A 20,794-nucleotide genomic window follows, 5' to 3' on the forward strand; every position below is an offset into this window, starting at 1 on the left:
TTTACGCAATAATATCTAAAAGTTTGAAACCAATATGTGCTAGATTTACCAGCATAGTTTTCTGATTATAGAACGGGAATGATTTGAGGCGTTCCTTTTCAAATCGATATCCACCTGCACTCCCCGTAACAATCCATTGTGCCAATAACTTACCAAACAATGTCGAGAGAGAAGCACCGTGGCCCGTATAACCCGTTGCGAAATATGCGCCTTCTTTAGATCTGCCGATAACCGGGAAAGTATCAATTGTAACCCCGATAAATCCACCCCAACGGTAATCAATCTTGCTTCCTGCTAGTTTTGGCATGATTTTAACCATGGCATCGTAAACATTTTGGTAAACAGCATCGCCTAAGTTTGGACGAACATCGCCACCGCCAAATACGATCCGATTATCTGGTGTACGTCGGAAATAGTAAAGGAAACTGCTTGTATCAAAAACCATGCGATCTTTAGGAATGACGGTACTCACCAGTGATTCTGGAAGCTGTTCAGTAGCAATAATACGTGCCGAAATTGGCAGTACACCTTTGTTCAGTTCACTCATGATTTTTCCAGAGTAACCATCTGTAGCCACAATAATGTCTTTCGCAGTAACAACACCTTTTTCTGTTACAACTTTCACACTGTTTTGACCGTACTCCATAGATAGTGCTTTCGAATGCTCAAAGATTCTTGCACCAATCGATTTAGCTGCTTCTCCCAAACCAATTGCATAGTTCAGTGGCTGGAACGAGTAACTCGAGTCGTCGACTAAGCAGCCATAATAATGTGGGGAATCAATCTCTTGATGCAACTGATTTCGATCAAGCACGCTTGATTCGTACCCGAAAGTTTTGTTTAAGTATTCGCTTTCATGTTTCAATCCTTCAAAATGCTTGGCTTTGTAAGCCGCCACAATGTGACCTGTTTTTCTAAAGTTACAGTTGATTTGATGCTCGTTGATGATACTTTTAACCAATTCAACACTATACAGGGAGAGATCGTTAAGCTGTCTGGCTTCCTCGGCACCATACTTTTTGGCAAGCTCCTGCATCGTTGGCTTATAGCCTGGCAATACCATCCCGCCGTTACGACCGCTTGCGCCATATCCGATTGTTTCTTGCTCAAGGACAACGACACTCCTCCCTAATTTTTGCAAATGATATGCAGAAGAAAGACCTGTGAAACCTGCGCCAATAATGACAACATCTGCCTCTTCATTTCCCTCAAGAATTTTTCCTTTTTCATAACTGGTTGCAGTCGCTGTCCACAGTGAGAGAGTATCCATTCGATCCATCTTATCCATAGCTAATTCTTCTCCTTTGGTGACATGTATGTTACAATACAGTCAAATTATTCACAATATTCACATTTCGTGAATCTATCATATGACGTGGAGTTTCCTCCAGGTCAATAGCAATTTGAGAGCTTTTTGAATTCATTTTTGCGAAAAAAGTGGAGTAACTCCACTTTTTTCATTGGAGGGGACATCTATGAAAATTGGTACATTTGCAAATCTATTTCACGTTACAACTGATACCGTTCGTTATTACATTGAACTGGGATTATTAATACCAGATAAAAAAAACACCCAGTATCAAATGAACCAATTGTGTCTCGACGACATGGCTTTTATTACTGAGCTGAAAAAATTTCATTTTTCACTGCTAGAAATTCAACAAATTTTATCGTATCAGCGTGTCACAGACTTCTCGGACCATGAGGATATCGACTACTACAACAACTTGCTCATTGATAAAAAGATCCAGCTGATCAAGAAAAAAGAAGACATATCAAAAGCTATCCAATTGATTGAAAAAGCGGTTCAAACTAGCTCACCTTCATCCAAAGAAGAGAATCTTACAGGGATCCCGCTTTCCTTTGTAAATCTGCTCTATTGTCCGAAGTGTCACATTCCACTTGAAATGAAAGATGTAACGATTAAAAAAGTCTACATTCAAACAGGAAGTTTAACTTGTACTTGTGGATACGAGGCAGCTATCGAGGAAGGTATTATCATTACCTCGAACTTGTACGAGACGTCTCCTTATCCATCTTATTTTTACGATAAAGAAACGATTAAAGAGATCAATCCCAAAATGATTAACTTATTTGAAAAAAGTAATTTTTGGTTCCAAAAAGTTCTACAAAATGTAGATTTGAAAAACAAATTAATCGTGGAAACGAACGTTGACGCTTTTGTGTCACTACCCAAATATATCGATGGTCTTGAAACGAGCGCATCCTATGTATTCAGTGGCTATTCACTTGCGATGCTCAAGAAGGTTAGAAAAAGAATTGAGCGTATGAATCCGAAGCCAAACGTCCTTTATATTTTGAATTCTGATTTAAATTTGCCATTGAAACCGCTTAGCATCGATATTTTTGTGGATAGTTTTACAGCAACTGATTTTTCACTGCTCAATCCGCAGTTCCCAATTCACATTCTAAAAAACTATTTCCATAGCAGTTCAACAATTGTTGGCGGGTATTCCTATTATGATAGCTCAGCCAAATCCTTAAAAAATATTTCAGCCTTATATCCAAATTCTAACGAGCATATTTTATATCCAAAATACTTAGAAGAAAATTTATCTGTCAACGAGTTTCAAATCACCCAAAGTGAAAATATCGGTTACTGTACAGATCCAGGACCCTATTTTGATTATCATGTAATAGGCGAAAAATTCCACATGCTAATGTATTTGGCTAGTACAAAAAAATAGCGCACAAAAAGAGACTGTCCGAAAAGCAGGCTAGTTCACGGATGAGACAGCCCCCTTGTAGCTAAAATCATGATTAATCTAAAAAATGGTAGCGCAGGCATAAGCACCCGTGCTACCATTTTCGATTTGATCTATTTGCTATTCTTAAGCAAATTATAGGCAAGTGAAATTAAAAAGACACTTTCCTCCCCTCAGTTTTTCGTTTCCGACAAGACTTTTCATCGTGCAGCAGGGATTTTTTGCAATTTGTTGTATTTCATAGTTATATAGAGAATATACAAACTACATATTTAGAGAGGACATGATTATGACAGAATTTAAGAATAGAATAGATGTACTTAATCAGGAAAAATGGGATTTAACAGCCATTTATAAAACAATTGAAGACTGGAAAAACGACTATGAAAAAATCGAAATTTTAACAGAGAACTTAAAAGAATTCAATGGAAATATCCATGATGGCCAAAGTTTACTTACTTATCTTACAAAAAGTGAAGAAGTATCAAGTTTGTTCAGTCTCGTTTATGCATATGCAAGGCTTCAAGCTGACCTTGATACACGCGATATGGAAGCTCAGTCTCTTGTAGACAAAGCATCACAATTACATGTTAAAATAAGCGCCACTCGTTCCTTCTTTTCACCGTTCTTACTTAGTATCGATGAGAAAACATTACATTCTTATATAGAAGAAAATGAAGGCTTACATTATTATAAAGAGGATTTATTTGAATTATATCGCTATAAAAACCATGTCTTAAATAAAGATAAAGAAGAGATTTTATCCCAAATGGGTGAAGCCCTCTCTGCTCCTCAACATACATATGGAATGATAAATAACGCAGACATTACATTTGGAGAAGTTACAACTGAAAATGGGGATAAAGTGAACTTAACTCGCGGGATGTACTCAAAATTAATAAAAGATGAACATAGAGATACGAGGAAGGAAGCTTATAAAGCCTACTATCAACCCTACGTTCAACTAAAAAACTCTATAGCTTCTACTTTAGCAGCAGCTATAAAAAACAATGTTACCATTTCAAAAATTAGAAACTATCCTTCTGCTTTAGAAAAATCTTTATTTGGTGATATGGTTCCAAAGGAAGTATATGATACTTTAATTGATACGACTAAAAGAAATATTAAATCTCTTCATAAGTATAATCATTTACGAAAAGAAAAATTGCAGCTAGATGAATTAAGACAGTATGACTTAAATGTTGATTTAGTAAAAGGCGTAAAACAAGATATTCCATATGATGAAGCATTTGAAATGATGCTTACTTCCCTTTCTCCACTCGGTGAAGAATATCTTCAAACACTCCGAGGTTTTAAAGACAAACGCTACATAGATGTAAGAGAATTACCTGGTAAACGTTCTGGTGCCTATAATTTTGGCGTATATGGTGTTCATCCGTTTATCCTTTTAAATCATAATGATGACTTAAATAGTCTCTTTACGCTTACTCATGAATGTGGACATGGTATGCATACATATTATTCACATAGTTTCCAGCCGAGAATTTCCGCTCACTATTCAATTTTTGTAGCCGAAGTAGCTTCAACAGTAAATGAAGTACTGCTCATTCACCATTTATTAAAAGAAGCAAAAGATATAGACGTACGCAAACATTTAATCAATCACTTTATCGACCAGTTTAAAGGAACTTTCTTTACACAAGTTATGTTTGCTGAATTTGAAAAGATTACGCACGAAATGGCAGAACAAGGTAAGCCACTAAATGCTCAAGCATTCAATGATGTTTATGAGAAATTATTTAGAGAATACAACGGGGACACTCTCGTATTCGATGAAGAAGTAAAATATGGATGGTCTAGAATCCCTCATTTTTACCGACCATTTTACGTTTATAAATACGCTACCGGATTTGCTTCCGCAATTCAAATCGCAGAGCAACTTTTAAGCGGTGATCCTACCGCTCAGAAAAATTATATCGATTTCTTAAAAGGCGGAAGTTCAGATTATCCACTGAACCTTTTAAAGAAAGCCGGTGTCGATTTAACAACATCAAAACCTATTGAAAGTGCATTAGATCGTTTTAGTAAACTAGTTGAAGAATTTTCGTCATTTTAACAAAAAGAGCCTCTTATGCTAGAGGCTTTTTCAAATTTATTTTCCTTCTAATAAATCTTTTGCCTCCTTTCAAAATTCCTGATTACATACATCACTCATTCCATTTTGGACATTCAAGAAAAGAATGTTCAAAATTTGTTTATCCCAATTGAAATTTATTAAATGTATTTTATTTAACTAATGCACCATAAAGCAAGTGATACAAGTCCTCCCTCGATAAATGAATCACCCACCTCAGTTTCCTAATGTAATGAGTCTTCTTCACTATCTATTAAAAAGGCTACTGTATTCCTTGAACGAGACGTACTCTTATTAGAAAAAAATTAAGCACCTACAAAGTCAGGGCCAAAAGCTAGAAACTGCAATTAAACAAGTGCTGAGCAAGCAAAAGCATGTCCCACTCACCCCACAGAACACCCTTCACTCATAGATATAGATTTGAACATGGAAAAAGTACAATTGAAAAAAGAATTGTTAGAGGCAATCAAGCAGGAGTTTTTAGTAGTAAGCAACGTATTTTGCAAAGATTAGAAGAACGAGATCAAGTGCTGATGCAACATATACGAGAGGTACAAAAAAGTTAATATAGGTTAATAAACAAGCACTTTTTCTATTAAAACATAAAATAATATATCTCTTATTCGAAGGGAGGTATAAAAATGAGTTGGAGTAGTGACTGTTCGAAGCGTCGTAATGATTCTTGTAAATGTGAGCACCGTAGCGATTCGTGGAAAGATAAACACGACAGTGATTCTTGTAAGTGTAAACGTCATAGTGATAGTGGTTCTTGTAGATGTAAGAGAGAACATCGTCGTAGATGTTGTTTCATTTGTTTTCATTGTGATTGCAAACATTGATAAAATAGTTCCTCGTTTTTAGTTTTTGGTAAGAAATCATATAAAAAGCTTATCCTTTGTAAGAAAGGTTAGGCTTTTTATATTTGCTACTAATTGCGCTATGTTAACCTTATATGGATTTTTATTTATAACATTTTTTTTAACTCTTCATTCTTTCTTAAATTTTATCGGACACAGTTCTTTTCTATTACCTTGTTTTTTCTTATTCCTCAACTAGAGGCACTTACATTTCACCATGAACTACATAAATGAATATCCGAAAAAAACTTTATACAATTTTAAATGATGAAATACGTTTTAGTTCCACTCATAAAAGTGCTACTATAGATATCAGAACGACTTAATAAAACCAATGATTGATACGTTTTTTATTCATTGATTACAGAGGAAATGCACATAATTATAGATGAATCCAAGAAAGGTTTGTAAAAAACTAGTTTTAAAAATAAAACAACAAAAGGAGATACAATGGAAAAGAAAAAAGAACTAAAAGAAGCTGGATGGAATTTTGACAACAGTTATGCTCGTCTACCAGAGCCATTTTTCGCCAATCTCTCTCCAACACCCGTACGTTCACCAAAGTTAGTCATTCTAAATGATTCTTTGGCAACATCTTTAGGGTTAAGCATAGAGGAACTTAAAAACGAAGAAGGCTTAGCAATGCTTGCCGGCAACAAAGTTCCCGGAGGTGCTTCTCCCCTTGCTCAAGCATACGCTGGGCATCAATTTGGACACTTTAATATGCTGGGGGACGGACGTGCTCTACTAATTAGCGAGCATATTTCTCCTTCAGGTAAGAGGTTTGATATTCAGCTAAAAGGTTCTGGTCGAACACCATACTCCCGCCGAGGGGATGGCCGCGCGGCACTTGGACCCATGCTGCGTGAATATATCATAAGTGAGGCAATGCATGCGCTTGGTATTCCTACTACCCGTAGTTTGGCTGTAGTTTCAACAGGTGAGTTAATCATTCGCGAAACTGCCTTGCCAGGTGCAATTTTGACACGTGTAGCTAGCAGTCATATACGCGTCGGCACGTTTCAATACGCAGCAGCTAGCTGCTCAGTTGAGGAACTTAAAACTTTAGCTGATTATACAATTAAGCGTCACTTTCCAGCTATTCAATCGCAGGAAAATCCATATTTAGCGCTACTTGAAGAAGTGCTGAAGCAACAAGCCAGCCTAATTGCAAAATGGCAACTCGTTGGTTTTATCCACGGGGTGATGAATACCGACAATATGACCATTAGTGGAGAAACCATCGATTACGGTCCTTGTGCCTTTATGGACGAATATAATCCAGCAACCGTATTTAGTTCCATTGATACACAAGGCCGATATGCCTATGGTAACCAGCCTTATATAGGTGTTTGGAATCTTGCCCGATTTGCGGAATCTTTATTACCACTCCTACATACAGATTTGGAACAAGCGACCCAAATAGCTCAAGATAGCCTTTCAAAATTTGGTGCTCTATATGAACAACATTGGCTAACTGGAATGAGAGCGAAAATAGGTATATGTAATGAAGAAGCAGAAGATAAAGTCCTTATTGATGAACTCCTTAAGATGATGGAGAAATATCGCGCAGATTATACGAATACCTTCCTTGCTTTAACTTTTGATACAAATGAAGATACCGATTTGTTTAACAGCACAGAGTTTACTCAGTGGAAGAAAAAATGGCAAGCAAGACTAGGCAGACAGCAGGAATCAAAATCTTCTTCACATCAGTTGATGCGAGACAATAATCCTGCGGTAATTCCACGAAATCATCGTGTGGAAGAGGCGCTAGAGGCCGCAGTAAAACAAGGGGATTATAGTGTGACGGAACGACTGCTCGCGGTTCTTTCAACCCCTTACGCACATTCACCTGAACAATGTGAATACGCTACATTGCCTGCGCCTTCATCCCGTCCTTATCGAACTTTTTGTGGTACGTGAGAAAACATGCAGTCAACACCTTTTCATGATTTACTGTTTATATAACATAATGCTCCTCCTTCACTTGAAGGGGGAGCATTTCTTTCACATGATTCGTATAAAGTGAAGCTTTAATCAGTTGTTTTTTTCATTCCCCACTAGTTATTAGTAGAACCATTCCCTATTCTTTCATTTTAAAGATCTTATTCGGATTCAGAATGTTTTTCGGATCAAGAGCTTGTTTTATATTTTTCATCACAAGAAGTGCTGCCCCATGCTCTTTTTCTTGATATTTTCGTTTACCAATTCCTACCCCATGTTCACCTGTACATGTTCCACCGCGTTCAAGAGCATACATTACAATTTTTTCATTTGCCGCTTCTGTTTTATGCACTTCTTCTGTATCATTAGGATTCACCATTAATAGAACATGAAAATTCCCATCTCCGACATGTCCAAGTACTCCCCCAACAATTCCCATTGCATCTAAAGTCTCTTTGGCATACTGTATTGCATTTGCTAACTCTGAAATTGGCACACAAACGTCCATACTCATCAGTTTTTTCCCTGGATGGCTATGAACATATGCATACGCTAAGTTGTGCCTTGCTTCCCATAATTTATTTCTTGCTGCCGTTTCTGTTTCAAATGAAATAGCATTACATTTATGATCTTTCATAATCTCTTTTGTAAATTCAACATCCTGTTTTAATCCTGCTTCATTCCCATGAAACTCTAAAAATAAAGTTGGCTCTTCTCTATAATTTGTTTCACTATAAAGATTAACTTGTTTCATTGAAAGTTCATCAACAAGTTCAATCCGTGCGATCGGAATGCCAGCTTGTAAAATATCAATCACAGCTTCTACAGCATCATTTACTGCCGGAAAAGATGCTCTTGCTGCCATCGTATGCTCAGGTATTCCATACACTTTTAATGTCAATTCCGTAAAACAACCAAGTGTTCCTTCTGATCCAACGAAAATACCATTTAAATGATAGCCAGATGATGACTTTGCCGCTAAAGTCCCTGTGTGTATAATTGTCCCATCTGCCAGTACCACTTCTAAATCACGAACTTGATCACGCATCACACCATACTTTACTGAAGTCGTTCCACTTGCATTTGTAGCAGCCATTCCTCCTAGCGTAGCATCGGCTCCTGGGTCTACACTAAAAAACAACCCATGCTTTTTCAACTCTTTATTGAGCTGCGAACGAGTCACACCCGGTTGAACTTTAACCAGAAAATCATTTTCTCTTACCTCTAGCACTTGATTCATAAGTGAGAAATCTATTGTAATCCCGTTTTCATATGGAATCACATGCCCTTCCAAACTTGATCCTACTCCAAATGGTACAACGGGTGCTTGGTACTTGTTCGCTAGTTTTATTATTTCACTAACCTCTTTTGTCGTTGTTGGAAATACGACAACATCTGGTAAACTACTAGCATGATAAGATTCATCTTTACTGTGCAATTCTCTCACCGTTTCATTTACTACTACTTGCGTTTCAGGAAGTACCTCTTTTAAGGCAATTATCAAATTTGCAGTTTCAGCTTTCATTTTATTCTCTCCCATCATTTTGTTACAGATTTGATATACAATTTAAGATCGTTTTATAATGATTCATCTGATGAACTATTCCATACATGGTAATCTGAAAAATCAAATAATTCAAGTCTTAATTCGGAAACAATTTAAATTTCGAAATTTCTCTTTTCTTGTTAGGAGATTACTAAAATTATCCAGAGTTAATGTTTGTAACATCAAGAAATTTTGTTTATATTCAAATTAACCTGAATTTAACAATAGACATACAGGATAAATATCATTTATGGGGGAATTAGACGTGCAATTACCAACCTTTAAATATAATCCGAACTCATTAGAATTAGGGATTATAAAAAAAGAACTTACGACTTGTTGTGTTTGCAAAAACGAACGTGAATATGTTTATAGTGGTCCTTTCTATTCCATAGAAAATGTAGAAAGCATCTGCCCTTGGTGTATCGCTAATGGAAATGCAGCTAAAAAATTTGATGGCGAATTTCAAGATTCATACTCTTGTGATGAAGTAAACGATGAAGAAAAATTAAAGGAACTTATCCATAGAACACCTGGATATCGCGGATGGCAACAGGAATACTGGCTAGGACATTGCAATGATTTTTGTGCATTCATTGGATATGTAGAATGGAAAGAAATCGCTCATTTAGAGAATGAATTACAACAAGACTTAGTTGAATTTACGGAGTATTATGGACTTAGTTTACAAGATTTTCAGTATTCATTGGGGCATCAAGGTAGTTTTCAAGGATATCTTTTCAAGTGTTTACACTGCGGTATACACCGTTTACATGTAGATTGCACCTAATATATCAATGTGCGACAACTGTATTCACATCGTAATACTTTATACCAATAGCGCATTTCGTTTCATTTTTCTATAATGATACAAAGCAACAATGAATACAACTTCTTCCTACCATCAAAAAACGAAAAAGAGTCCACTTGTATTGGACTCTTTTGTATATATGTGAAAAGATTTTGAAGTTCCTTTTCCATTTCTTCATGTATATCTTGATTTGCAGCAATAATTCCAAAAGCACCCCAATTAAACATGCAAACCTTTCTCTTTGAAATAACTTAACATTTTCCGGTAATTCTCACCATACTTCTCCTGAAATTCTTTTCCAAAATCTTCTTCAATGTGTTGCATCATCATATCATGGTAAAAAGCGTTTTTTATTACTTCAATTACTGCTGGATGGCTCGTCTCTAATGCAGATGGCTTCATATCTCCTTTGAAACTACCAATTAAAGCTGAACTAGAATCACAGAGAATAGAAAACTTCCTTTCATCCACAGGCCATTCTTCGTCCCTATAATGCTGGAATACATGTTTAAGAGGTGTTTTACATGCTCCCATTGTAATTAATATGACACTAACCCCTTTACATTCAGCTACAAGTAACGCTTCCTCTATATGGTGTAAATCTTCTGACCAAACATCTACAACTATAGATGTTTCTGCATTTGCAATAACGCGACGTGCAGCATTATCTAACGCATTGCTTCCTTGCCAATTATAAAAAGCAGATGCAGGTCTAGGCGGATTTTTTAATTGATTAATAAGAGCCTTCGAAGTTTGTTCAAATTCAGTCTGAACAAGGCGAATTAATTGCTTAATTGGAACAGCATTATAAAGTACTGTCTCCCCTTCTATACTACGGCAAGCTCCTTTGTCCGTTAATGATCGTAATGCAGCATATACATTTGTTCTTGATACAGATACCCGTTTTGCAACTTCATAGCCGGACAACTCTGTCTCTTCATGTAACGTCAAATAACACCTTGCTTCTAAATCAGACAAACCTATTTTTTTTAGTAAATCAATCATGGGAGACCTCCTATCTTAACACTTGAATGGGATGCATATCTTAAGTGGTATTTATCAATACTCCTAAAAAGTGTATTACCCTTAGTTTAAACGAAAATCAACAAAATTTCATCTGTTTATTCTTGTTAATTAACATTTGTACAAGAACAAGAAAGTCTAAACTAGAATTTTATAGATTTACAAAATTCTACCCATGTAGCCTTAGGTTAAATCAAATAAATAAATTTGAAAGAAGATAACTCCTTTAAAGAAAAATCCCCAAAAGTTCTTGTTTTTGGGGATTAGATGAATTATACGTATACATGTTTCAACACTTACTTCATTTCCAGCTTAATATTAATCTGAACGAACTTCTTTTACTTGTTGTTCTGCATCTCCAACATTGGAAGCATAACCTAATTCTAACAATAGTCCAGTTACCACTGTACCAGTGCGATTACGCCATCTCACCTAATCGATTAAACGCTTCAAATTAGATAAAAAATAGCCACAATCTGTTTATGAAAAGATTGTGGCTACTTTGAGTGGACCCAAAAAGGTTTTATGCTAATCTATTTCTTCGCATCTTTCATGCTATAATATCCTAAATTAATCACAATTAAGAAATAACCACCCATAATTCCAGCAGCAAATGTCCACATGACACTATGATGTTCAATCTCATACATAATAATCGCACCGAGTATCGCTGCTGCAAACCGATTCATCATACCAAGCGTTGGTGCTTTTACTTTTTTTACAATGCTATCTCCAAACTTTTCAATACGCCTTCCTAAAATCCAAACACAATACATACTAACAAGCAAGCCAATGCTTGCACCTAAAAAATGGGACGAGAAAGGCGTCATAACCCATCCTAATAACATCGCGCCTAGCAAATAATATATTTGTATATTAAATGCTCTTAGTGCCATACGAATCATGCTGTGCTCCTTTACCTGCTTCATTGTATTTACATATCAACAACTACAGCTACTACTATTAAAAAAATACATATATCCCTATTGTTTTTCTAATATATAAGTCACGTGAAATAAAGAACTGACCGCTTCTATCCAGTGCCGGATACTCTCTTCCACACAAAAAAAGGATGATTTTATGTCACCTTTTTATTTTATATCTATATTCAATAACATGGGGTTTCTGTACAAAACAACATGTTATCCCTTAACGTACAAGTTTTCGCTTTTGATAACGTGACCTCTAGAATGAGATAACCGCAAAACATCGTCATAACTGTCTTAAATGATTTTAGAGTTAGCTTTTCCAGTTAGAATCTTTTCGATAATTTCATACATTCTTATTCATGAATAACTCCTATAACCCTGCCGAACGTAATAAAAACGAAACACCATAAAAATGCGCCGATAGCAGCGAACAAAATATAAGTTTTCAACTTCATTTTGCTAATCCCCGAAAGGTAACAGGTTATATGTCTGACACCTGGAATGAAATACCCAAAAATAAGAGAATAGGATCCATATTTCCCCATCCACTTTTCAACTTTAATTATTCTCTTTTCCTTCAAACCGATCCATTTCCCATATTTCTCAATAAAAGGACGACCTGCCTTTTTGCCGATCATATAACTGATCAACATACCCAACAACGCTCCTACAAAACTGACTAAAATGGCAAGCTCATAATTCAGGACATTAATATTCGTAAAGTAACCTACGACTGTCATCATGACTTCATCAGGGATTGGTATTCCTACAATCCCAAGAACAAGCATCAAAAAAATAGCGAGGTAACCATAGTCTGCTATAACCTGCTGTACTAATTCCATCTTTCAGACTCCAATTTTTTTGACATATGTTTTTTAAAATGGGGGAATTTTATTTTGCTCACCATTAAATAAGACAGTACACATGTGCCAAGGGCTATAAGAATAGGATTATTCAAAAAGCATAAAATGACGAGACACATTGCCGCAAATGGAATTGGCATTCCGATAAACGTCGGGAGCTTGCTTTGTTGAATATTAAATCTAGCAAGCCGAAGCATTCCACAAATACTGTAAGCCAGTGCACATAGCATCCCAATAGACTGCAGATCTTTTAAAGCTACACTATATGCAAGTATAGACGGAGCTATACCAAAGGTAACTAAATCCGCAAATGAGTCTAATTCTCTACCTATCTCCGAAACAGAATCAAGTTTCCGAGCAATCATGCCATCAAACAGATCAAATAACATACCTGTAATAATAAAAATCATTCCAAAATAAATATCGTGAACGAAAACTGAGTAAATAGCCAGAAGTCCACAGATAAAATTTGCTATCGTAATAATACTTGGTATATAACTCATAACATGCTTTTCCCTCTTTCAACTAACTAAGTAATGTTTCAAAAAGTTAATTAAAACTCAGTGAACATATACAACTTTTTTAATAAAAATCGCTTCATAGAAACTTTATTACTATTTGGGCTCAAGTGTCTTCTTTTTTTCTTCCAATATAATTTTATTTATTTTAATTAAGGTATCAGTCATTTGCTGCAAGGCTTCGATATCAATTTTAGAGAAGTACTTCTCAATAAGTAAATCATCTAGCTGAGACAACCGTTCTATATAATTGCTACCATTAGGACCAAGTGTAAGGAAATACTCACGTTTATTGTTAGGATTTACTTGTTTCGAAATCATATTATGCTTTTCCAATTTAGATAAAACTTGGCTAACAGCGCTTTTAGATATATTAAAAGTGGTCGCAATATTGTTCGCTGTAGTATTTTTATTTAAATTAATATAGAATATCATACTCTCTTGCTGCCCTGTAAGACCGAACTCATCCTTTAACTCCTGAGATAGTAAAATGTAGAATTCATTGTAGGCTCGATTCATTTCGTTAATTACTTCTTTATAAGATCTGGTCATAGTATTGTTCCTCCAGCCATTCTGTTATTGCATTGTGCGCCGTTTTTTGTTTCGACACATAGTTTAGTTTAGTTAACTTAACTATATTACACCTTTATGTTAGTGTAAAGGAAAATATATATCAATACTTTCATTACAAATTCATTTTAGTAACACATAAGAAGCCCCAATTATTATTAATAAAACTTTCTAGGAGAAAAAATGTATAAATCAAAAAAAGAAATATTGATATACTGATCTCTTAGTCTATCGATAGGGCTAGCACCAAAAACGCAAATTTCGTACGCTAATGAAAATTTCACAAAAAATATTTAGCTTTCTCAATTCCTACCTTTACAAGGTTTTCTACGCTACCTTTATGCTTAATAATTTTTTAAAAGATTTGTTCTGTAAAATGCATGTTTTAACTCTTGATCAGAAAAAACACTGCTATTTTATTGTTTAGATTACTTTTTTCAGAATTATAATAAAGGAGAAATTAGACGCATTAGGGATTCCATTATTCGTTTTTGAATACTACGTTTCTGAAACGATTCCCATCGAATTTCAGTTGAATAATTAAAGTCCTTTTCAAAATCACGCTTAATATCAAGAACTGTCTTAGATTCATAAAGTACGCTAATGATTTCATAATTTAGTTCAAAGCTACGGACATCCATATTTGCTGTGCCAATTGTTGCAATTTCATTATCTACAAGTACAATTTTAGCGTGCATAAACCCATCTTTATAGCTGTAAATTGAAGCACCGGCTTTTAGAATAGGTGTGAAGTATGATTGAGATGCTTGATCACTAATGATTCTATCTCTCTTACCTGGATATAGAATACGGACATCTATTCCAGCCATTGCACTTAAACGTAGTAATGTTAATATTTCTTTATCCGGGATGAAGTAGGGTGTTGCAATCCAAATTGATTTCTTAGCAGAACCTATAACAGCAAGTAAAGTATTACGAATGTTTGTATCATCTGAACTCGGCCCACCTGCTACAATTTGAACAGCACCTTCTGCATGAGACTTTTCTTTACCTGGAAAGTATTTTGTATTCATAAATTGATTCCAAGAATAAGTATTTAAATCACTAGAGGCATAGAGCCAATCCTCAAGGAATATTGCTTGTAATTTGTACAATGCTTTTCCTTCTATTCGTAAGTGGCTGTCACGCCAAATTGGGAATTTTTTAGAACGACCAAGATACTCATCGCCAACGTTGAGCCCACCTGTAAAACCAATCTCTCCGTCTACAATAACAATTTTACGATGGTTACGATAATTTACTGTTTCAAGTGGACGCCATGCCGAAAGAACAGGATCAAATGCCATAACCTCAATTCCTGCATCTTTCATGGGTTGTAAGAAGCGCTTTCGTAATGAATTGCTTCCAATCCCATCATAAAGAAAGCGTACAATTACACCAGATTTTGCTTTCTTTATTAATGCATCGCGAATTTTTGTACCAATTTCATCTGCTCGATAAATATAGTATTGAATATGTATATGATGTGTAGCATTTTCAATAGCTTGTATAATGTTTGTAAATGTTTGATCCCCATTTGTTAAGAGTTTTGTTGTGGTATTATTGGCAACAGGACTGCCACCGAATTTTTGTACAACCTGTGTTAAACGAGCAGAGCGCTCACTTAATGAGGAAGTGAATGATAGATCTAGGCGTTTTTCTTCTAAAATCTCACGGAATAATTTTCTTTTCTCCTCTGAACGACGTAGATGTTTTTTTCTTCTCCAGCGGCTCCGGCCAAAAAGACAGTACAAAAGTACTCCACCAATCGGAAAAAGTGCTAATACCAAAAACCATGCTAAAGTACTTTGTGGGGAACGGTTTTCGATAAAAATAATGAAGGAAATTCCTACTATTGCGATATACCATAGTACGCGGACAAAGTTGTATAGTGAGATAATGGATGTATCTAACAGAAAGAGCACGATAGAGACAAGTGTAAACACAAATAATAATTGAACGATAGGATTTTTCATCTTGATAAAATTCACCCATTCTGTCTTAAATATAGGATTCGTATATGGAAGCTGTAATCTAACATTTCTATTAGTGTTAAATCACAGGGGTGCTGCTCTAGTCCGTCATATCATTCACATAAAATGTAATGACTTAATAAATTCGAGCTCATGAAAACCAAAGAGATACAAGGAATTTCCCTTGTATCTTTTTGACTATGGATTTACTTCCTCTATACTGACACAGTAGATATAGAACCTTTTTGTTTATCTTTTTTGAATACAGACAGTACCATAATTATAAGAGATACAAGTCCAAGAAGCCCCATCACCTGAACATATGAGCCTATCCTGTACCCGCCAAAGAAGAAGCTGCTACGAAATGCTTCTACACTGTACTTAAAAGGAGTCCAAGAATACAACCAGTGTTTTGTCACATCCGGAAGAAATTCGTGTGCCAGTGATAAGATTGGCATAGAAAAGAAGAAGAATACCATTAATATTGGTACCCCGACACGCCCAATCCAGTTGAGTACTGCACTTTGCAAAAGGAAGAACATGAAGCCAAAGAAAAGGAACAATAAGAAAATTTCTCCTTGGTTCGGTATGTTTACCTCGAGTATGGTATGAGCAATGAAAAGGATTAAACTTGCAATTACTGTCACGAAAACAGAACCTGCAAGGATCTGTGATAAGACTGATTTTCCTGTAACACGTCCGTTTGTAAACTTTTGGACAGCTATAAATAAGACTAAGGAACTGATAAGAGTAGTAATCCATAAGATTTGTGTCAGCATTATAGGAATATTTCCATTACCTGTATGTGCTTGAACTGGATGAATCAACTCCGTTTTAACAATAAATGGGCTTGCCAATAACTTTGCCTGTTCAGTTGTTAGTGTCATATTTTTTTGTGAAAGCTGATCAAGCAAGGTATTACGGATATTTTCGTTGATCCCTCCAATGAACTTATCAATCATTTGGCTCGAAACCATTGCGGCATTATAGTTCATTCCTTGATTCACCAAGACTTGTACCTCAGTTTGTTTTCCCTTAGGTGTGGTCAGCGATACAAGTTGCTGGGATATTTCTGGTGGAAACACAATGGCAGCGTAATACTTCTTATCCTTCATCCCTTGCAATACATCTTTTTTCGTTTGTAAGAACGTCCATTTAACTGTGCTTTGCTTATTTTGCAGAATTTGCTCTTTTATTTTATCTCCTATATTTACACTTCCTTGTCCTTGTAAGTTCACACCTGTATCCTGTATTACTAAGGCAACCGGCAAGTCTTTTGGAACAGGATTAACAGTTGATCCCATAAAAGCAAAACTAGCGATGATAACAGCAGCCATAATACCTAACAAGCCACCTAGAACCATCTTTTGTTTGAAAAATTGCTTTACTGTAAGCATTTTAAATTATTCCTCCTAGCATTCGTCTAACAAAAAGATAGATAACGAACAATATGTAGTTTATAATGAATTCATGTTGTTTATAATGAAATTATATCGTTTTTGCTACACAATGCAATTTACATTTAGGACATAAATGTAAGATAAGAAACAACAGGGTAGAATCTGTTGTTTATAACAGCAATAACGAACAAGGAGGTATAAGATGTTGAAAAAAGCGGATCTGCGGATTATTCGGACAAAGAAATTTATATATGATGCTTTTATCAAACTGATAGCGGAAAAGGGATACGATGCTATTACCATTCAAGACATCACAAATGAGGCACTCATCAATCGGGCAACATTTTACTCGCATTACAAGGATAAACAAGATTTGTTAACAAAGCTTAGTGAGGGGGTACTAGGAGAGTTGACAAGTAAGATGGTCCTATATGCCCATGTACAGGGAGATCAAATAGATCTTTCGAAATTCGAGGAAATTTTACAATCCATATTTGAATGTATGGTAAAACATGCAGACTTTTATAAAACCATGCTTGGTCCTCATGGCATTTATGATTTTAACCTACAAATGCAGCGGACTATTATGGATAACCTTGAACAAAATTTCATTGAGCTTAAAATTGAAGAACATGATTTAGATATTCCAAAGGATATGGTATTGCATTTCATCACTTCCTCTGTTGTTGGGATGGCAATTTGGTGGCTTCAAAATGACATGAAATATTCACCAAAATATACTGCACAACAATTAGTGAAGCTTTTGACTAAAGGACCCTTGTGTGCAATTGGTTTTACTTTATTTAATGAGGGCTAGAGTTTCGTTTCATCATTTTTCTCCTTATTTTATTTGTCTGTTTATATTAAATAAAACAAGAAATTATAAGACTGCAAAGCGCTTTTTTAAGAAAGCTTTGTAGTCTTTTCATGTTTCAAATCCTTGTGTTCTCACAGTAGACAAGCCACCCTATCACCATAATTTAAAAAAGTTTAGAGTTTCTTGTCTCACGATCAAAAAGTTTATACTTTCATGTCTATTTACAAACGTTTATTCATAAATTTTCAGTTTAGGAATTCATGTCTTTCTACAACATTATGAACATGGTGAAATATTACAGATAAATTTTGCATATACGAATTATTGATTTTGCAAACCTCCATGTACATGTTCATTGAAACAATGAATACCCTTTGAACATTTCATTCTATCACCTCTTATTCAGAAACATCAATATCTGCAAGTACTTTATTTCTCTATCATCCAAATTATGTTAAGATTATTTTAATATTTCAAAAAATACATAAAAGGAGTCTAATAATAATGGATGTCTACTTAGTACAACCCACAATTGACTTACAAAAAGAATACTTAGAATTTTATCAAGAATGGAAAAATAGTGGTGAAACAATGATTCCTTGGGTTATTGCAAAAGATCCTTCTAACTTACCTGCCATGGTTCAAGAGTTACTCGATGCAGCGGAAGGAAAAAACCTCCGTAAAGGCTGGGTACCTGACTCTACTTATTGGCTTGTTACACAAGATAAAGAAATTGTTGGTGTTGTTAATATTCGTCACCGTTTAACAGAGCATTTATTCAATGCTGGTGGACATATTGGTTATGGCATCCGCCCTTCAGCAAGACAAAAAGGATACGCTACAAAATTGTTAGCTTTATCGTTAGAAAAAATAAAAGAATTAGGTGTTACAAAAGTGCTTGTTGTTTGCGATGAAAATAATACCGCTTCAGAAAAAACAATTTTGCATAACAGAGGATTTCGTGATAGTGACTTTATGGAAGAAGACGGTAATGTTGTAAGAAGGTATTGGATTGAGCTGTAAACATCCAGTTATTAAGGACAAAGGAGGAGTTCACATGTCTACATTGGCAACCCAATTAGAAAATATAATTCATACTGCTTCGCAAAAAATGATACTTCTTTCTGATATGGACATAAAATTTAATCTAACAAAATGGTCTAAAAAAGAAATATTAGGTCATCTTTGCGATTCCGGTACGGTAAATCATAAACGCTTTGTTGATATTCTTACTTCAAAGGAAGCTATTACACTCACTGGCTATAACCAAGATTTATGGGTGCATACACATAATTATCAACAGTCTTTTTCATCAAATGAAATTCTAAAATTATGGGAAGCTAATAACATACAAATTATAAGATTACTAAACAATGTAAAGAATGAACAATGGCAACTAACATGTAAGTTAGAAGACCAACAAGAAGTAACTTTAGAATGGCTTGTTACAGATTATATTGATCATATGAACCATCATCTTAATCAGATATTTAAAAAACATAAAAAATAAATCTCATTTCACTCTTATCCTACTCAATTGCTTTCTAATTGTATACAAAAAGCCACTCTTTCTAGAAAAATACTAGAAAGAATGGCTTAGCTCGCTCTTCTATTAATGAAAATTTTTTCATCCCTTACGAATAGGCAACCTTTATCAATCAAGCACGAAACAAGAATACACTTCTTATCTTGCTGCACGTACCTCAGCAATAAGCTTTCCACCTTCTATACTCATATAAAGCTTCACAGGTACATCATTTGTATTTTCAAATACTAAATCTAAATATGGATAGGCAATTGTAGCATCTCGGCCTTTTGGAACATATCCTACTTCTTTGGAATGCGTTGTTCTCTCCACCATCTTTAATCCAGCTTGATCTGCTGCATTAAATAAAGTAGAAGACGTTTGGCATACACCACCGCCATAACCATCTACTAATTTTCCATCAACAATTTCTTTTCCTAACTGATACCCTTTGTCTGGTGTTGTATCGCCAATCAGGGCATTAAAAGAGAAGCGATCTCCTTTTCCTAATACAACTCCACTAATGCTATTTGCAGACAAACGAATATTTTCAATTCTACCACCAGTAGAACCACCTAAATTTGTTTCATATCTCCCTAAAACTGCACCATTACCACTTGCATCGGCCGGTGTCGCTACTGGTTTTTTCTCAACAATCGGCAATTGATATGAGGCATCCCACATACCTACATTCATTAATTTGTCTACTAGTTCTTTTTCCATTAATTCATAAGAAGGCTTACCTTCCTGCCATGTTCCATTGCTTGCCATACGTGAAGGAACCATCTTTTGATCAATGCTTTTTCCAACTTCCTTAGCAACCTTCGTTACTTCTTTTTTAAATTTATTTTCATCTTCAAAATAACCTAAGTTTGCTAGATTCACATTTTTTATTTCTTTCCCACTTCTAGGATCAACTAAACTCACACTGTCACTGACTCCAGTCTTAGCTTCTACAGTATGCTCTCCTATACCACTCACTAATGAAACTTCACTTACTTTTGTACCACATCCACTCACTATACTTACACATAGTGCCCCTATTACTATACTTTGTACCTTACGTAACAATACACTCTCTCCTTTTTTTTGCTATTACTCTTTGTTTTCAAATTTATGTATATATGATTACATGTTTTTTGCAATATGACTCTAAAATATTACAATTTGATTTCCACTATATTAAAATTACTC

At 35.2% G+C, this 20,794-nt stretch carries 19 protein-coding genes and 1 pseudogene; 9 read left to right on the plus strand and 11 right to left on the minus strand.

Annotation, left to right across the window (positions count from 1 at the left end):
• Window position 1: 1 nt before the first annotated feature.
• Window positions 2-1,288 carry an NAD(P)/FAD-dependent oxidoreductase gene (locus CN288_RS06250; protein ID WP_098301985.1) on the minus strand — a complete coding sequence of 429 codons (1,287 nt, stop codon included), beginning with the start codon at window positions 1,286-1,288 and terminating at the stop codon, window positions 2-4.
• Between the two features lie 187 nt (window positions 1,289-1,475).
• Between CN288_RS06250 and CN288_RS06255 the strand changes: the two genes are divergently transcribed.
• The 5 genes from CN288_RS06255 to CN288_RS06270 all read left to right on the plus strand — a co-directional run bounded on the left by CN288_RS06255 (window position 1,476) and on the right by CN288_RS06270 (window position 7,604).
• On the plus strand, window positions 1,476-2,708 hold the full coding sequence (locus CN288_RS06255) for a MerR family transcriptional regulator (RefSeq protein ID WP_098301986.1): 1,233 nt from the start codon (window positions 1,476-1,478) through the stop codon (window positions 2,706-2,708).
• 307 nt (window positions 2,709-3,015) lie between these two features.
• On the plus strand, window positions 3,016-4,803 hold the full coding sequence (pepF, locus tag CN288_RS06260) for an oligoendopeptidase F (protein WP_026591564.1): 1,788 nt from the start codon (window positions 3,016-3,018) through the stop codon (window positions 4,801-4,803).
• Window positions 4,804-5,195: 392 nt separating this feature from the next.
• Window positions 5,196-5,387: a DUF3967 domain-containing protein gene (locus CN288_RS30000; RefSeq protein ID WP_141527929.1), complete on the plus strand. Its 192-nt coding sequence runs from the start codon at window positions 5,196-5,198 to the stop codon at window positions 5,385-5,387.
• Window positions 5,388-5,475: 88 nt separating this feature from the next.
• Complete coding sequence (locus CN288_RS06265; protein ID WP_026591565.1) at window positions 5,476-5,682, plus strand: hypothetical protein; 207 nt, start codon at window positions 5,476-5,478, stop codon at window positions 5,680-5,682.
• Between the two features lie 446 nt (window positions 5,683-6,128).
• Window positions 6,129-7,604 (plus strand): protein adenylyltransferase SelO, encoded by a 1,476-nt coding sequence (locus CN288_RS06270; protein WP_026591566.1) that lies wholly within the window; start codon window positions 6,129-6,131, stop codon window positions 7,602-7,604.
• Window positions 7,605-7,764: 160 nt separating this feature from the next.
• Here CN288_RS06270 and CN288_RS06275 read toward each other — a convergent pair whose 3' ends face one another.
• Entirely contained in the window at window positions 7,765-9,150 is a 1,386-nt protein-coding gene (locus CN288_RS06275; protein WP_026591567.1) for an FAD-binding oxidoreductase, read from the minus strand.
• Between the two features lie 286 nt (window positions 9,151-9,436).
• On the opposite strand from CN288_RS06275, the gene CN288_RS06280 reads away from it, so the two are divergent.
• On the plus strand, window positions 9,437-9,961 hold the full coding sequence (locus CN288_RS06280; RefSeq protein ID WP_035414814.1) for a CbrC family protein: 525 nt from the start codon (window positions 9,437-9,439) through the stop codon (window positions 9,959-9,961).
• A 240-nt stretch (window positions 9,962-10,201) separates the two neighbouring features.
• Here the strand turns inward: CN288_RS06280 and CN288_RS06290 are convergent, their stop codons facing one another.
• From CN288_RS06290 to CN288_RS06325, 8 genes and pseudogenes are all read right to left on the minus strand, one after another.
• The gene (locus CN288_RS06290) at window positions 10,202-10,987 is read right to left on the minus strand and encodes a TrmB family transcriptional regulator (RefSeq protein WP_026591570.1); all 786 of its coding nucleotides are present in this window, start codon (window positions 10,985-10,987) and stop codon (window positions 10,202-10,204) included.
• A gap of 314 nt (window positions 10,988-11,301) precedes the next feature.
• Window positions 11,302-11,428 (minus strand): annotated as a pseudogene (locus CN288_RS06295) (protein-tyrosine phosphatase family protein); the annotation flags it as partial.
• A 110-nt stretch (window positions 11,429-11,538) separates the two neighbouring features.
• A complete protein-coding gene (locus CN288_RS06300) occupies window positions 11,539-11,910 on the minus strand; it encodes an ATP synthase subunit I (protein WP_026591571.1) in 372 nt (123 codons plus the stop codon).
• 377 nt (window positions 11,911-12,287) lie between these two features.
• On the minus strand, window positions 12,288-12,776 hold the full coding sequence (locus CN288_RS06305) for a DedA family protein (protein WP_026591572.1): 489 nt from the start codon (window positions 12,774-12,776) through the stop codon (window positions 12,288-12,290).
• The gene (gene pssA, locus CN288_RS06310) at window positions 12,767-13,300 is read right to left on the minus strand and encodes a CDP-diacylglycerol--serine O-phosphatidyltransferase (RefSeq protein WP_026591573.1); all 534 of its coding nucleotides are present in this window, start codon (window positions 13,298-13,300) and stop codon (window positions 12,767-12,769) included. Before pssA ends, CN288_RS06305 begins: the two co-directional genes overlap by 10 nt.
• 111 nt (window positions 13,301-13,411) lie before the next feature.
• Window positions 13,412-13,867 (minus strand): MarR family winged helix-turn-helix transcriptional regulator, encoded by a 456-nt coding sequence (locus CN288_RS06315; RefSeq protein WP_026591574.1) that lies wholly within the window; start codon window positions 13,865-13,867, stop codon window positions 13,412-13,414.
• Between the two features lie 461 nt (window positions 13,868-14,328).
• Window positions 14,329-15,861 carry a cardiolipin synthase gene (locus CN288_RS06320; RefSeq protein ID WP_098301987.1) on the minus strand — a complete coding sequence of 511 codons (1,533 nt, stop codon included), beginning with the start codon at window positions 15,859-15,861 and terminating at the stop codon, window positions 14,329-14,331.
• Between the two features lie 212 nt (window positions 15,862-16,073).
• Window positions 16,074-17,255: a YhgE/Pip domain-containing protein gene (locus tag CN288_RS06325; protein WP_026591576.1), complete on the minus strand. Its 1,182-nt coding sequence runs from the start codon at window positions 17,253-17,255 to the stop codon at window positions 16,074-16,076.
• A gap of 205 nt (window positions 17,256-17,460) precedes the next feature.
• On the opposite strand from CN288_RS06325, the gene CN288_RS06330 reads away from it, so the two are divergent.
• From CN288_RS06330 to CN288_RS06340, 3 genes are all read left to right on the plus strand, one after another.
• Complete coding sequence (locus CN288_RS06330; protein WP_026591577.1) at window positions 17,461-18,075, plus strand: TetR/AcrR family transcriptional regulator; 615 nt, start codon at window positions 17,461-17,463, stop codon at window positions 18,073-18,075.
• A 504-nt stretch (window positions 18,076-18,579) separates the two neighbouring features.
• Window positions 18,580-19,098 carry a GNAT family N-acetyltransferase gene (locus CN288_RS06335; RefSeq protein ID WP_026591578.1) on the plus strand — a complete coding sequence of 173 codons (519 nt, stop codon included), beginning with the start codon at window positions 18,580-18,582 and terminating at the stop codon, window positions 19,096-19,098.
• Between the two features lie 34 nt (window positions 19,099-19,132).
• A complete protein-coding gene (locus CN288_RS06340; protein ID WP_026591579.1) occupies window positions 19,133-19,585 on the plus strand; it encodes a DinB family protein in 453 nt (150 codons plus the stop codon).
• 174 nt (window positions 19,586-19,759) lie between these two features.
• Here the strand turns inward: CN288_RS06340 and CN288_RS06345 are convergent, their stop codons facing one another.
• Window positions 19,760-20,671 carry a VanW family protein gene (locus CN288_RS06345; RefSeq protein ID WP_026591580.1) on the minus strand — a complete coding sequence of 304 codons (912 nt, stop codon included), beginning with the start codon at window positions 20,669-20,671 and terminating at the stop codon, window positions 19,760-19,762.
• Window positions 20,672-20,794 lie beyond the last annotated feature (123 nt).

The sequence above is a fragment of the Bacillus sp. AFS023182 genome (genome assembly GCF_002560575.1).
GTDB classification, from domain to species: domain Bacteria; phylum Bacillota; class Bacilli; order Bacillales; family Bacillaceae_G; genus Bacillus_A; species Bacillus_A arachidis.